This is a genomic window from Pseudomonas sp. F-14 TE3482 (assembly GCF_053629455.1).
In genome coordinates this window covers 3,351,431-3,365,785 of sequence record NZ_JBRJII010000001.1, presented here as the reverse complement: position 1 = coordinate 3,365,785, position 14,355 = coordinate 3,351,431, and the positions used below count along the sequence as shown (strand labels likewise).

Sequence of the window (14,355 nt, the reverse complement as noted above, 5' to 3'; positions counted from 1 at the left end):
AAGTACTGAACTTGCTTGCTGGCTATTATCTGCAACGTACAGTCAGATTAAAAATATCAATTTACTCAGTATCGATTCATATCTGATATGGTTAAACCCACCCATTACTGAGGCAAGGATCGCCATGGCAACGTTGAACTTCAGGCATATCGAGATATTCTGGGCGGTCATGACGACAGGTAGCGCGACAGCCGCCGCAGCCCTGCTGCGCACCTCACAGCCGACAATCAGCCGAGAACTGGGCAGGCTTGAGTCAGTGACCCAGTTGACGTTGTTCAAACGCGCCAATGCCAAACTGATCCCGACCGAACAAGCGCTGATGCTCTTCGACGAAGTCAAAAGGGCTTATTTTGGCCTTGAGCGGATAGCCAAAGCGGCTGACGCCATTCGCCAGTACAAGCACGGGCAAATCACCATAGTTTGCCTGCCTGCTTTCTCCCAGGCCGTGGCGCCCACTGTCTGCAAACATTTCCTCGATCAATACCCCGGAGTGGGAGTCAGCATCACTCCCCAGGACTCTCCCCTGCTCAACGAGTGGCTTTCTTCACAGCGCTTTGATCTGGGGCTTATCGAGGACACCATTGCCCCCCGTGGCACAGACCTGGAGACCATCTTCACGTCGGACATTGTCTGCATCTTGCCCACCGACCACCGACTGTGTGAAAAAGCCGTCCTGTACCCCGAGGACTTTGAAGGCGAACACTTTATTTCTCTGGCGACCAACGATCCCTATCGCAACAGGATCGACAGTTTTTTCGACAGTCTCGGAATCAACAGACAGTTGGTAGTTGAAACGCACAGCGCAGCGGCAGTCTGCGCGACGGTGGCCCTAGGGGTCGGCATCGCAATCATCAATCCACTCACAGCACTGGCCTACGCCAAACTTGGGCTGAAAATTCGCGGGCTGTCACTTTCCATTCCGTACACCGTCAGTGTTGTTCGCCCGCAGCATCGCCCCTATTCGCCGCTAGTCGACAATTTCATCAGCTCATTGAGGCATTGCTGTCAGGTGCTGACCAGTCAGCTCCAATCAATCACTGACAGCGAAAACAGACCGCACCCAGACCAGTGACAGCTCACCCGGCCTTATCGAAGCGAGCTTTGGAGAAAGCCGGGGCAATGTGCTGCAGCGACTCGCCAAGAACCGCCCAGGACAGCCACTCCCCCAACCCAGTTGCGAATTTGAAACCGTGCCCCGAACATGCAGACACATAGAACACACCCGGCAATAGCGCCGACTCCCCCAAGATAAACGACTCATCCGGGCTCATGGTGTAGATGCATTTTTTAGCGGCATAGGGCGTTGGGTCCAGGGATGGAAAAAGCGCTGCCACACACTCGGCGATTTCCTCCCTTGCCGAGCGGCTGACGGGCTCCAGTTGGGTCCCCATATCCAGATCCGTTTGCTGACTGTTATGAAAACCTATCTTGATCCCGGGTTCGGTCTCAGTGATCTGCGGGGTACCGTACAGCAAGCGGCCATCGGAGAGTTCATACAGGAAAGCCGGAAAATTCTTGAAGCTGTCGGCGCTGCCCGGCCTGGGGCTGAACCAATAAATCGGGACGCTTTTAGGGCGCAACAATCCGGCCAAGTCGGGGATCAAACTATCGGTCAAGGTGCAGCCGGTCGCTAGCACGACCCGCTCCGTCTCGATGACTTCGCCATCAGACAATCGAATCAAAAGCCTGCCTTCGCTGCGATGTATTCCAAGAACATGGCTACCGAAACGAATCTGGGCACCACTACGCACGGCAAGATTGAGCATGTGCAGCCTGCTGGCGTCGGCTGCAATCGTGTAAGCGCCTTCCTCGACAATACCTTCCATGTCTGGCTGCACCCGAAAGGCCGGAAACATCTGCGTAATCTGTTGTGCATTCAGTTGCTGATGGTCAATCCCGCCTGCCCGCGCCGTGGCGGCACTCTTGGGTACCACGCCTGAACTCTGCGGCCCGATGAAAAGGCCACCGCTACGCCACAGCAAAGGACGATCACTGGACGCCTCCAGTTCGTGCCAAAGATCATTGGCTTGGGAAAGCAAAGGAAGGTATTGCGTGCCCTCCCAATACGCTTGCCGGAAAATTCGGGAGCCACCGTAGGATGAACCCAGTCGATTGATCGGCGCTCCAGCATCGATACCCAGAATGTTGGACTGGCGAGTCGACAGGCGCCACAACGTGGCGCTCCCGACAATGCCCAGCCCGATGACGACAGCGCTATATTTTCGACCCACTTTCTTCAACTCCATTTGATCCAAGGAAGCCTTTCAATACAGGTTCAAAGATGACCAGTATCATGCCGAACGCAATAGCCGCAAAAGCCAGCAACGTGTAAGTCGAGGCTGGTTGCCCGTAGATCTCGACAGCCACAATGAACTGGGTCAATGGCAGGATGAACTGCAACAGCCCCATGGCCGAAATGGGCAAGCGCCCGGCAGCAAACGAAAACAACGCCAGCGGAATGATCGACACCAGCCCGCAGCCAATCAGCAGCGCCTGTTCATACCCGCCGAAGCTGGCGGGCAAGGGTATGAACCCATCGAACAGAAACAGCAGCGGGCACAGCGCGCAGGCAAGCACCAAGGACTCCACAAACAACCCGTTGAGCGGGCTCAATGACGTGAGTTTTTTCAGCCAGGTGTACAGCCCCCATGTCACACCGATGACGACATAGACTCGGGCATCCAGATCGCCGCTGCCTGTGACCAGGAAAAGGACACTTAAGCAAACGATGCCCAACGCAACCGCTTTCAAGGGGCTGAGCCGTTCCCGATAGACCAGCAACCCCACTGCAATACTCACCAAGGGGGCGATCAGGTATCCCAGCCCGCTTTCCAGCACCCGACCGTGAATCGAAGCCCAGATAAAGGCCCCCCAATTGGTCGCCACCAGTACCGCAGCACAGCCATGAAGCACTACTTGACGCAGCTTCAGTCGGTGAAACAGCGCGAGCAGATCTCGCTTCACCCACAAGATCAATGTGACGGTCGCTAGCGAAAGCACCACTCTGTAACCCACCAGAGCAATAGCATTCATGTCATGGAACACCCTCCAATAAAGCGACGACAGTCCCAGAAACAAGTTGGACAGTCCGGCAGCGAGCATCCCGGTCAGAAAAGGTAAACGTTTATTGCCCGTTGCCATCGATTGACCTTCTGCTGAATGTCAGCTCCAGGATTTCATAGGACCAAATGATGTCGCCCTGCTCGTTAAAGCGACAATACGCGGCGCCCTGGCGTGTCCAATCGACGATTTCCTCGTGGATCAATCCCTGAAGTTGCCGCCACTGCTGCGTGTACAGCATCAGCGGAAACTCATGTCGCTCCAAAAGGCACCAGTCAATGTGGTAATCGGCCTCGTGCTTTTGACACAAGGCATGCATCACGGCAGGAATACCCACCAGCGAGTTCAGGCCAATAATGAGTTTTGCGCCTGGCTTGAGAAATAATGGCACTTCATCAAAAAAGCGTTTGAGCGTGCGATCGCCATAAAACATCGCCTCAATGGACAGCCCCTGAGCCGACTCGGTACGTTGCAAGGCCTGTAGAAACGCCGCCGAAGGGGTTTGCCAGCCAGGAGGGTTGAACAGAATCACATCAAAGGCGTCGTTGGTGGGATCCAGGCCATCGAACAGGTCACTGTGGATAAATCGGACATCGCCCGTGCCAAGATTGGCAACCTCATTGATCCTCGCCACATCAATCGCCTGGGGTGAAATGTCCGTGGCCGTGACTGACTTCATACCCAGGCGGCGCAAGAGCAGCGAATGCACGCCACTGCCCGTTCCTATATCGAGAAAACGAGCATCGGCGTATTGCCTTCCGAAACGCCTTGTCAGTAATGAACCAAATGCTTTGCCGGCCGCGCTGACTTTGAACACTTCAGGGTGATCCACCAGTGTGAGGCACTGACCCAAACCAAAATAGAGCGAGTAACTGACGTCCTCCGCCGGTGGAGAATCGATGTTTGGAGAGGCTGATTGCAAATTTACCTGGGCACTCATCAAGCGATCCTTTTCTCATTACTTTCCGAGTTCTACCGAGCGACGCGCCGCAGCCCGTAACGCCGCTTTGACGATGCCCTTGATATCCGCATCAACAAACGTGTCGATAGCACGCTCCGTCGTACCGCCTTTGGTTTGTACATCCTTGCAGACTTGCCAAGCGGGCTTGCCCGTTTCGCGTATCAACCGGGCAGTGCCGTGCAGTAGCTGAGTTGCGATCAGTTCAGCCTGACGGGCATCGAAACCTTCCTCATGAGCATATTCCTGCAAGGCGTCGGCAAAAAAGGCGACCAGCGCTGGACCGCCGCCTGCCAGGGCCGTGCCTGAATCAATCTGCGCTTCGTCCTCAACACGAATGACCAAGCCGATTGCACCGAACACCTGCTGTGCAGCAGCTGTCAGTTCGGGACGGGCTTGCGTCGGGGCGTAATACAGTGTCACGCCTTCACCCACCTGTGACGGTGTATTGGGAATCGAACGCACGACGTTGCAATGCCCCAACTCACGGGTCAGCGTATGCAAAGTGATGCCGGCCATGACCGAGATGACCGGGCCGCGATGTCGTTTGAGCAGCTCGTTTTGTACCAATGCCTGTTCGAACTGCTGTGGAGGGACAGCCAGAACAACAATGTCGTCGTCCTCAAGTCTTTCGAGGCGGGTACTGACCCGGAAACCATCAGTGGAATATTTGGCGCTACGCTCGGCATCAACCTCGACAACACGAAGACTGTCGGTACCCTTCATCTGCTGACGAAGGCCGTAAAGAATGGCCCCCCCCATATGCCCTGCGCCCAACATATGTACCGCTCTCATAAACAGTCCTTTATGTATGAATAGAAGTATCGCACCACTTTACGGGCCAAGAAAAAAGCCAGTAACACCTGCGTAAAATTCCATATCAAATCGAGGACTGTCAACGCATATCAGATATGCATAATGGGTAAAACAATTGATATTGTTCAACGCATAACAAGGGGGTGTAAATTATAAAACTAATCTTCATCTACCACACAACACAACTTCCTAACTGCACACTAAAAAGAAGCTAACTTTTCCATTGAAAAATCCTCAAAACTCTAGTGTGCCACCTCAGAAACAAGATCCCTATTGATCGGTGAAGCCAGTGCCTCACAGGCGCGTTGTATTTTATTCAAAACATCCTCTCCCTTTGCATTCCAGATACAGCCCAATGACGTCCCAGAATTTCTCTTCGATGTTTGGACAAAACGCCAAAGTGGGCTTCAGGCCCAAACGGAAACGGCGAGGATTCCACCCAGAGCCAGGCGTTTTGTAGGGGTAAAAACGACCAAAAATAAAAAAGGGTCGCAAGATAAAATCTCGCAACCCCTTGAATTATATGGTTGGGACGGAGTGATTCGAACACTCGCCCCCTAGCACCCCATCTCCTTTTTCATACTTCTTGAAAGACTCCAAAATTTTACTCTGGATTTTTCTAAGATAGTATTTACTTGAGTTCCAGCGGTGTTCTGCTCTACGAGAGTCCAGGAACGCCCATCAAGAGCCGACGTTTTTGTGGGGGGAAACGCCCGAAATCGATAGTTGGACATCCATCCCCCCGAGCTACCATCAGGGAATGGATGATACTGACCTGGGCAAAGTATGAGCACCGAACCTAAGCACGGATGGAAATGGGCTTACCAAAAACTGCGTGGGATGTACTTTTCACGCGGGACAGCCTTCTACAGAGCAACGCTTTATTCCCTTCGGGGCGATACGGGGTCGTTTTACGTTGATCGCAGCTGGGAGAAGGTGCGCCTTCGACGGTGATTGCATCACTCGTTTTGCGACGTTCTGATCGATATTTTCAACCATGCCGCGGCAAAGGGACTGTGCTCGGACATCCCCGCCGCCAGTACGATCAATCGCAGCGAGAAGAAACAGCGCAAACGCCATACTGTCGAAGATCAGGGAAAAGGCGCCAGCCTGGCTACAGAACGCGATCGGTTTTGCGCAGGCACAAAAAAGCCGATCTATTTGATCGGCTTAAGTGTCTGATTCTACTCAGTAAATATGGTCGGGACGGAGTGATTCGAACACTCGACCCCTAGCACCCCATGCTAGTGCGCTACCGGACTGCGCTACGCCCCGACTAGGCGTTGAATCTGTTCCTCATCTCGAGGAACGCTCAAGAATATATCGCAAGCTTTTGAAAACTGGAAGTATTTAAAAGCAGGAATTTATTTCTTGAGCACCACCAGAACATCTTCCAGCTCGGCGATCATCTGGCGGATCATTTGTTTGTATTGGGTGGTGTCGTCTTTGGCTTCATCGCCGGACAAACGCAAGCGTGCGCCGCCGATGGTAAACCCCTGATCGTAAAGAAGCGCGCGGATCTGCCGGATCATCAGCACGTCCTGGCGCTGATAATACCGGCGGTTTCCGCGGCGTTTGACGGGGTTGAGTTGAGGAAACTCCTGCTCCCAGTAGCGCAGCACGTGCGGTTTTACGGCACATAGCTCGCTGACTTCACCAATGGTGAAGTAGCGTTTGCCCGGGATGACGGGTAGTTCGTCGTTATGACTTGGTTCCAGCATAAGCCTCAACTCGGGCCTTCAACTTCTGCCCTGGACGAAAGGTGACCACACGGCGAGCCGTGATCGGGATTTCTTCTCCCGTTTTCGGATTGCGGCCAGGCCGCTGGCGTTTGTCCCGAAGGTCGAAATTGCCGAAACCGGACAATTTGACTTGTTCGTTGTCTTCAAGAGCGTGCCTGATTTCTTCAAAAAACAGTTCGACCAATTCCTTGGCCTCCCGCTTGTTCAGGCCCAGCTCTTCATACAGACGTTCCGCCATCTCAGCTTTCGTCAAAGCCCCCATACGTCACTTCCTTAACGTGGCGTTCAACCTTTGTTCGAGCGAGGTGAGGATGTTTTGCGTCGTGGTATTCACCTCATCGTCATTAAGAGTGCGCGATGGATGCTGCCAGGTCAAGCCAACTGCAAGGCTTTTTCTATGCGGATCAATACCTTTACCCTGATACACGTCAAATAGCCTGAGGTCTGTCAGCCATTCACCTGCATTTTCACGGATTACGTCCAGTACGGCAGTGGCCGCAACGTCTTTATCCGCCAGCAGTGCAAGGTCACGACGCACTTCAGGAAAGCGCGATAACTCCTGGAATTCAGGCATTTTGCCCAACGCCACTTCAGCCAGAACCAGCTCGAATACGAAGACCGGACGGTCGAGACCGAGGGTTTTCGACAACTCAGGGTGGATCGCGCCAACGAAACCTACCAAACGGCCTTCACGTTCGATGCGCGCGGTTTGACCCGGGTGCAATGCTGGGTGTTTGCCCGGCACGAAAGTGAATGAATCCAGCGCACCGGCGAAGCCCAGTACCGCTTCCACATCGGCTTTGACGTCGAAGAAGTCCACGACATCGCGACCTTGCGCCCAGCCTTCCGGCAGACGGCTACCGCACACCACACCCGCCAGCATCGGTTCTTGCTTCAAGCCTTCCAGCTGACCGACGAAGCGCAGGCCGCTTTCGAACAGACGGACGCGATCCTGCTGACGGTTCAGGTTGTGCTGAAGCGCCTTGACCAGACCAGGCCACAGGGACGAACGCATGGCAGCCATGTCGTTGGAAATCGGGTTGGCCAGCAGCAGCGGCTCGACACCCGGATTAAACAACTCGAATTGTTTCGGATCGATGAAGCTGTAAGTGATCGCTTCCTGATAACCACGAGCCACCAGCAGACGACGCAGTTCAGGCAGATCGCTGCGCGCTTCGGCCTTGGCTTGCGGCGCCAGACGGGCTTGCGGGTAGCGAACCGGCAGACGGTTGTAACCGTACAGACGGGCCAGCTCTTCGATCAGGTCGACTTCCAGGCTGATATCGAAGCGGAAGCTTGGCACTTCTACGCGCCACTGCCCTGCCCCATCGGCGGTAATGGTCAGGCCCAAAGCGCTGAGCAGACGCTCGACTTCGGCCGAATCCATCTCCATGCCCAGCATCTGGGTGATGCGCTGAGCACGCAGGGTGATCGGCGCGATCGACGGCAGGTGCTGCTCGCTGACGGTTTCGATGATCGGACCAGCTTCGCCCCCGGTGATGTCCAGCAGCAGGCCAGTGGCACGCTCCATGGCTTCACGGGCCAGCTTCCAGTCCACGCCACGCTCGTAGCGGTGCGAGGCATCGGTGTGCAGGCCGTAGGAACGAGCCTTGCCAGCGACGGAAATCTGGTCGAAGAACGCGCTTTCCAGGAAAATATCGCGAGTGGTCGCGGTGTTGACGCCGCTGTGTTCGCCCCCCATGACGCCGGCGATAGCCAAGGCACGGGTGTGGTCTGCAATCACCAGCGTATCGCTACGCAGGCTGACTTCCTGACCATCAAGCAGAACCAGCTTCTCGCCTTCTTCGGCCATGCGTACGCGGATGCCGCCATTGATTTCGGCGAGATCGAACGCGTGCAGCGGTTGACCCAGTTCCAGCATCACGTAGTTGGTGATGTCGACGGCGGCGTCGATGCTGCGCACATCGGCGCGACGCAGACGCTCGACCATCCACAGCGGCGTAGGCTTGGACAGGTCGACGTGACGGATCACGCGCCCCAGGTAACGCGGGCACGCGGCCGGTGCCAGTACTTCAATCGAACGCACTTCATCATGCACGGCCGGAACGCTGGCAATCGCCGGGCGCACGACCTGGGCAGCATAAAGCGCACCGACTTCGCGGGCCAGACCGGCCAGCGACAGGCAATCACCGCGGTTCGGGGTCAGATCAACCTCGATGCTGGCGTCGTCAAGGCTCAGGTACTCACGAATGTCCTGACCGACCGGCGCATCGGCCGGCAATTCCATCAGGCCATCGTTGCCTTCGCCGATTTGCAGCTCAGCCTGGGAGCACAGCATGCCGTTGGATTCAACACCACGCAGCTTGGCTTTCTTGATTTTGAAGTCGCCCGGCAGTTCGGCACCGATCATGGCGAACGGGATCTTCAGGCCCGGGCGCACGTTTGGCGCACCGCACACGACCTGGAAAGTCTCCGAGCCATTGCTGACCTGGCAAACGCGCAACTTGTCGGCGTCCGGGTGCGGCTCAGTGCTCAGCACCTCGCCCACGATCACGCCACTGAATACGCCGGCGGCCGGCGTAACGCTATCGACCTCAAGACCGGCCATCGACAGACGGGCAACCAGCTCGTCGCGACTTACCTGCGGGCTTACCCAGCCACGCAGCCATTGTTCACTGAATTTCATCCTGCTCTCCTAAGAATTCGTTACGACTAGCGAAATTGCGCGAGGAACCGCAAGTCGTTGTCGAAGAACAGACGCAAGTCGTTCACGCCGTAACGCAGCATGGCCAGACGCTCAACGCCCATGCCGAAGGCAAAGCCCGAAAACTCTTCCGGGTCGATCCCGGACATGCGCAGCACGTTCGGGTGAACCATGCCGCAGCCCATGACTTCCAGCCAGCCAGTCTGCTTGCAGACACGGCAACCTTTACCGCTGCACATCACGCATTCCATGTCGACTTCGGCGGAAGGCTCGGTGAACGGGAAGTACGAAGGACGGAAACGCACGGCCAGTTCTTTTTCGAAGAACACGCGCAGGAACTCTTCGATGGTGCCTTTCAGGTCGGCGAAGTTGATATCGCGATCGACCAGCAGGCCTTCGACCTGGTGGAACATCGGGGAGTGAGTGATATCGGAGTCGCTACGGTACACACGGCCTGGGCAGACGATGCGGATCGGCGGCTGTTTCGATTCCATGGTGCGGACCTGTACCGGAGAGGTATGGGTGCGCAGCAACATGTTGGCATTGAAATAGAAGGTGTCATGCATCGACCGGGCCGGGTGATGGCCTGGGATGTTGAGCGCTTCAAAGTTGTGGTAATCGTCTTCGACCTCAGGGCCTTCGGCGATGCCGTAGCCGATGTGGGTGAAGAACTGTTCGATACGTTCCAGAGTGCGAGTAACCGGATGCAGACCACCGGAGGTCTGGCCACGGCCAGGCAGGGTCACGTCAATGGACTCGGCGGAAAGTTTGGCGGCCAGGTCGGCCTCTTCAAACAGTGCCTTGCGCGCATTGAGAACCTCTGTGACACGCTCCTTGGCAACGTTGATCAGTGCGCCGACTTGCGGGCGCTCTTCTGCCGGCAAATTCCCCAGGGTCTTCATCACCTGAGTCAATTCGCCCTTTTTGCCAAGGTAGTGAACCCGGATTTGCTCCAGGGCATTGATATCTTCAGCGCTTTGCACAGCCTCTAGTGCTTGAGAGACGAGCGCATCCAGGTTTTCCATGTACAGACTCCAGATACAAAATAGGGGAAGAGCTTGAAGGCTCTTCCCCTATTTATGACGTTTAACACCTGGCCCCACAGAGGTGAGGCCGGGTGACTGTCGGGGGTACTTAAGCCAAGGTGGCTTTAGCTTTCTCGACAATCGCAGCAAACGCCGCTTTTTCGTTCACTGCCAGATCAGCCAGAACCTTACGGTCGATCTCGATGGACGCTTTTTTCAGGCCGGCGATGAAACGGCTGTAGGACAGACCGTTGATACGTGCACCAGCGTTGATACGAGCGATCCACAGAGCGCGGAACTGACGTTTTTTCTGACGACGGTCACGGTAGGCGTATTGGCCTGCCTTGATTACCGCTTGCTTGGCAACACGGAATACGCGCGAGCGAGCGCCGTAGTAGCCTTTAGCAAGTTTCAGAATTTTTTTGTGACGTTTACGGGCAATGACGCCACGCTTTACACGAGCCATGAGTTACTTCCTCTATTCTTGACTAAAATTAACGAAGGCGCAGCATGCGCTCGACTTTTGCCACGTCAGACGGATGCAGCAAGCTGCTACCGCGCAGTTGACGCTTACGCTTGGTCGACATTTTAGTCAGGATGTGGCTCTTGAAAGCGTGCTTGTGCTTGATACCGTTAGCAGTTTTCAAAAACCGCTTAGCAGCACCACTTTTAGTTTTCATTTTTGGCATGTTCGGATACTCCGCATTCAGTTGATAAACATAATCAGAAGGCCTGCCGTGCCCTATTGATTACTTCTTCTTTTTCGGGGCGATGACCATAATCAGCTGGCGTCCTTCCATCTTAGGATGCTGTTCGACCGAACCGTACTCGAGCAAGTCACCTTCAACTCGCTTGAGGAGTTCCATCCCCAGCTCCTGGTGGGCCATCTCACGGCCGCGGAATCGCAAGGATACCTTGGCCCTGTCCCCATCACTCAGGAAACGTACCAGGTTGCGCAGTTTTACCTGGTAATCCCCTTCCTCCGTCCCTGGACGAAACTTGATTTCTTTAACCTGAATCTGCTTCTGGTTTTTCTTGGCCGCGGCAATCTGCTTCTTCTTCTCGAAGATCGATTTGCCGTAGTCCATCAGTTTGCAAACAGGGGGTACTGCATCGGCGGAAATTTCCACCAAATCCAGTTTGGCCTCTTCAGCCTTAAGAAGCGCGTCTTCAATTGACACAATCCCAAGCTGTTCACCTTCAGCTCCAATTAACCGAACCTCGCGTGCCGAGATATTCTCGTTGATCGGGGCTTTCGGTGCAGCTCGTTTATCTTGTCTCATTTCACGCTTAATAATAATTACTCCGAATCTGGGCGACCACGCCGGGAAACCGCTTGCGCGAGAAACTCAGCGAACTGGGCGACGGGCATCGAGCCCAGGTCAGCACCTTCACGAGTACGCACAGCGACAGTCTGCATCTCGACTTCCCGATCTCCGATAACCAAGAGATAGGGAACCTTGAGCAAAGTATGCTCGCGGATTTTAAAGCCGATCTTTTCATTTCTCAAGTCAGACTTGGCACGAAATCCGCTTTCATTGAGGGTTTTTTCAACCTCAGCGGCAAAATCAGCCTGTTTATCAGTGATATTCATGATCACTGCCTGGGTCGGAGCCAGCCACGCGGGGAATGCACCCTCGTAGTGCTCGATCAGGATTCCGACGAAACGTTCGAAGGAGCCCAGGATCGCCCGGTGCAACATAACCGGGTGCTTGCGACTGTTGTCTTCGGAGACGTATTCGGCTCCCAGACGGACAGGCAGGTTAAAATCGAGCTGAAGGGTACCACATTGCCAGACGCGGCCGAGGCAATCTTTCAACGAGAACTCGATCTTCGGACCGTAGAACGCACCCTCGCCCGGCTGCAGATCGTATGGCAAGCCAGCGCTATCAAGGGCTGCAGCCAGTGCAGCTTCGGCGCGATCCCACAGCTCGTCGGAACCGACGCGTTTTTCCGGACGAGTGGACAGCTTCATCTCGACGTCTTTGAAGCCGAAGTCGGCATAGACGTCCATGGTCAGCTTGATGAACGCAGCGGATTCGGCCTGCATCTGCTCTTCAGTACAGAAGATGTGAGCATCGTCCTGAGTGAAGGCGCGAACGCGCATGATGCCGTGCAGTGCACCCGACGGCTCGTTACGGTGGCAGGCACCGAACTCGGCCAGACGCATCGGCAGTTCGCGGTAGCTTTTCAGACCCTGATTGAACACCTGCACGTGGCACGGGCAGTTCATCGGCTTGATGGCGTAGTCGCGGTTTTCCGACTGAGTGGTAAACATGTTGTCGGCGTAGTTGGCCCAGTGCCCGGATTTCTCCCACAGGCTGCGGTCAACGACTTGTGGAGTTTTAATTTCCAGATAGCCGTTGTCGCGCTGAACCTTGCGCATGTACTGCTCGAGCACCTGGTACAGAGTCCAGCCGTTCGGGTGCCAGAACACCATGCCCGGCGACTCTTCCTGGGTGTGAAACAGGCCCAGACGCTTGCCGATCTTGCGGTGATCGCGCTTTTCAGCTTCTTCGATGCGCTGGATGTAAGCCGCCAGCTGCTTCTTGTCCGCCCATGCGGTGCCGTAAACGCGCTGCAATTGCTCGTTCTTCGCATCGCCACGCCAGTAGGCGCCGGACAGTTTGGTCAGCTTGAAGGATTTCAGGAAGCGCGTGTTCGGCACGTGCGGACCGCGGCACATGTCGACGTATTCTTCGTGATAGTACAGGCCCATGGCCTGCTCGTTCGGCATGTCTTCGACCAGACGCAGCTTGTAGTCTTCGCCGCGGGCCTTGAACACTTCGATCACTTCGGCGCGCGGAGTGACTTTTTTGATCACGTCGTAATCTTTTTCGATCAGCTGCTGCATACGCTGTTCGATAGCAGCCAGGTCGTCCGGAGTGAAGGGACGCTCGAAGGCGATGTCGTAATAGAAGCCTTCGTCGATGACCGGACCGATGACCATCTTCGCAGTCGGGTACAGCTGCTTGACCGCATGACCCACCAGGTGGGCACAAGAGTGGCGAATGATCTCCAGCCCCTCTTCATCCTTTGGCGTAATGATTTGCAGCGAGGAGTCGCTATCGATGATGTCGCTGGCGTCGACCAGCTTGCCATCGACCTTGCCGGCCACGGTGGCCTTGGCCAGACCGGCACCGATGGATGCGGCGACCTCGGCTACGGAAACCGGGTGATCGAATGAACGTTGACTGCCGTCGGGAAGAGTAATAGTTGGCATGGCGCCTCCTCTCCTAGTGGTGACCCCTACCAAAGGTCACGTGGGTTGGGATGAGCCAGTACAAGATCCGATCCAGGCCATTCAATGACGAACGCCTGCCTTACAGCGGCAGGAGCCTTGCGGCCAACCGGAAAACCGAACCAGAGTGACTGGGATTCAAATCAGGGTTATTCGAGTCGCTGCCGCTGCCGGGACTGAAGGTCATCCGGAGCTTGCAAACGCCCGAGCGAGGCATGCTAGCACAGATGAACGGTCGTCGCGGTGGCAAGGTTTTCTGCTGGGGCAAATCACGCATTTTTATGCCAGAGTGCTGAACTTGAACCTCGCTTTACCCCTCAGATAACAAGACATTGACCCAAAAGGAGCATCCCAGCATGCGTCTGAATCGTTTATTCGCCATCGTCGCACCCGTCGTCCTGTTGCTGCCGCTGGCTGCCCATGCCGATTGGCCAAAGGGCGAGCGCGAGAAATACATGGCTCAGTGCACTCAGGCGGCCACTCCGCAGATCGGCGCTGCGGCAGCCAAGTCACACTGCGCATGTGGTGCCGACGCTATCAAATCGTACCCGGCCAGCGACATTCAGGCTCTGATGGACAATAAGGCCAGTCCGGATTTGCAACAAAAGGCGCTGGGTCAGATAGCCAAATGCAAGGCCAATGCACCGGCGAAAAAGTGAGAAAAAAAACCTTTTGACTCGGCCCAACGCTGATAAAAAAGGATGAATTTCAGCTTTTCCGTACGATTTACGAAGGTTTTTCAGCTTTTTTTATTGTCTTTACTTTCGGCTGAAAGCCTTTTAAACCGGGGCTTTCAGCCACGCAAAGCAACAAAGAAAACACGACTGTAGGGCAAACAGCACCGCCGG

At 55.3% G+C, this 14,355-nt stretch carries 14 protein-coding genes, 1 tRNA gene and 1 pseudogene; 3 read left to right on the top strand and 13 right to left on the bottom strand.

All coding sequences use genetic code 11. The features are described from left to right. The first annotated feature begins 124 nt into the window (after positions 1-124). The gene (locus AB7M26_RS15165; protein WP_123498794.1) at positions 125-1,072 is read left to right on the top strand and encodes a LysR family transcriptional regulator; all 948 of its coding nucleotides are present in this window, start codon (positions 125-127) and stop codon (positions 1,070-1,072) included. A gap of 4 nt (positions 1,073-1,076) precedes the next feature. Here AB7M26_RS15165 and solA read toward each other — a convergent pair whose 3' ends face one another. Genes solA through proC form a run of 4 tightly spaced genes read right to left on the bottom strand, consistent with a single transcriptional unit; the run spans position 1,077 to position 4,798 of the window. Further along, positions 1,077-2,246, bottom strand: a complete 1,170-nt coding sequence (gene solA, locus AB7M26_RS15160; RefSeq protein WP_429384999.1) for an N-methyl-L-tryptophan oxidase — start codon at positions 2,244-2,246, stop codon at positions 1,077-1,079. Further along, entirely contained in the window at positions 2,215-3,141 is a 927-nt protein-coding gene (locus AB7M26_RS15155; RefSeq protein ID WP_148050152.1) for an EamA family transporter, read from the bottom strand. The genes solA and AB7M26_RS15155 overlap by 32 nt, the downstream gene beginning before the upstream one ends. After that, positions 3,125-4,000 carry a methyltransferase gene (locus AB7M26_RS15150; protein WP_123498788.1) on the bottom strand — a complete coding sequence of 292 codons (876 nt, stop codon included), beginning with the start codon at positions 3,998-4,000 and terminating at the stop codon, positions 3,125-3,127. The genes AB7M26_RS15155 and AB7M26_RS15150 overlap by 17 nt, the downstream gene beginning before the upstream one ends. 18 nt (positions 4,001-4,018) lie before the next feature. Further along, on the bottom strand, positions 4,019-4,798 hold the full coding sequence (gene proC, locus AB7M26_RS15145) for a pyrroline-5-carboxylate reductase (protein ID WP_339433813.1): 780 nt from the start codon (positions 4,796-4,798) through the stop codon (positions 4,019-4,021). 1,011 nt (positions 4,799-5,809) lie between these two features. Here proC and AB7M26_RS15140 point away from each other — a divergent pair. Continuing rightward, positions 5,810-5,972, top strand: a pseudogene (locus tag AB7M26_RS15140) (integrase); the annotation flags it as partial. Positions 5,973-6,032: 60 nt separating this feature from the next. Here the strand turns inward: AB7M26_RS15140 and AB7M26_RS15135 are convergent. From AB7M26_RS15135 to thrS, 9 genes are all read right to left on the bottom strand, one after another. Continuing rightward, positions 6,033-6,109, bottom strand: a tRNA-Pro gene (locus AB7M26_RS15135). Between the two features lie 89 nt (positions 6,110-6,198). Beyond that, entirely contained in the window at positions 6,199-6,555 is a 357-nt protein-coding gene (locus AB7M26_RS15130; protein WP_003179985.1) for a MerR family transcriptional regulator, read from the bottom strand. Next, on the bottom strand, positions 6,536-6,838 hold the full coding sequence (ihfA, locus tag AB7M26_RS15125) for an integration host factor subunit alpha (protein ID WP_002553164.1): 303 nt from the start codon (positions 6,836-6,838) through the stop codon (positions 6,536-6,538). The genes AB7M26_RS15130 and ihfA overlap by 20 nt, the downstream gene beginning before the upstream one ends. A gap of 3 nt (positions 6,839-6,841) precedes the next feature. Further along, complete coding sequence (gene pheT, locus AB7M26_RS15120; RefSeq protein WP_429384993.1) at positions 6,842-9,223, bottom strand: phenylalanine--tRNA ligase subunit beta; 2,382 nt, start codon at positions 9,221-9,223, stop codon at positions 6,842-6,844. A 26-nt stretch (positions 9,224-9,249) separates the two neighbouring features. Next, entirely contained in the window at positions 9,250-10,266 is a 1,017-nt protein-coding gene (gene pheS, locus AB7M26_RS15115; RefSeq protein ID WP_007905876.1) for a phenylalanine--tRNA ligase subunit alpha, read from the bottom strand. Between the two features lie 109 nt (positions 10,267-10,375). After that, the gene (gene rplT, locus AB7M26_RS15110) at positions 10,376-10,732 is read right to left on the bottom strand and encodes a 50S ribosomal protein L20 (RefSeq protein ID WP_007905879.1); all 357 of its coding nucleotides are present in this window, start codon (positions 10,730-10,732) and stop codon (positions 10,376-10,378) included. A 28-nt stretch (positions 10,733-10,760) separates the two neighbouring features. Next, positions 10,761-10,955: a 50S ribosomal protein L35 gene (gene rpmI / locus AB7M26_RS15105; RefSeq protein WP_002553160.1), complete on the bottom strand. Its 195-nt coding sequence runs from the start codon at positions 10,953-10,955 to the stop codon at positions 10,761-10,763. Between the two features lie 60 nt (positions 10,956-11,015). Beyond that, positions 11,016-11,567, bottom strand: coding sequence for a translation initiation factor IF-3 (gene infC / locus AB7M26_RS15100; protein WP_172435341.1), 552 nt, complete (start codon positions 11,565-11,567; stop codon positions 11,016-11,018). After that, positions 11,567-13,489: a threonine--tRNA ligase gene (thrS, locus tag AB7M26_RS15095; RefSeq protein ID WP_123498780.1), complete on the bottom strand. Its 1,923-nt coding sequence runs from the start codon at positions 13,487-13,489 to the stop codon at positions 11,567-11,569. The genes infC and thrS overlap by 1 nt, the downstream gene beginning before the upstream one ends. Before the next feature lie 374 nt (positions 13,490-13,863). On the opposite strand from thrS, the gene AB7M26_RS15090 reads away from it, so the two are divergent. Continuing rightward, complete coding sequence (locus AB7M26_RS15090) at positions 13,864-14,166, top strand: hypothetical protein (RefSeq protein ID WP_123498778.1); 303 nt, start codon at positions 13,864-13,866, stop codon at positions 14,164-14,166. Positions 14,167-14,355: the final 189 nt, after the last annotated feature.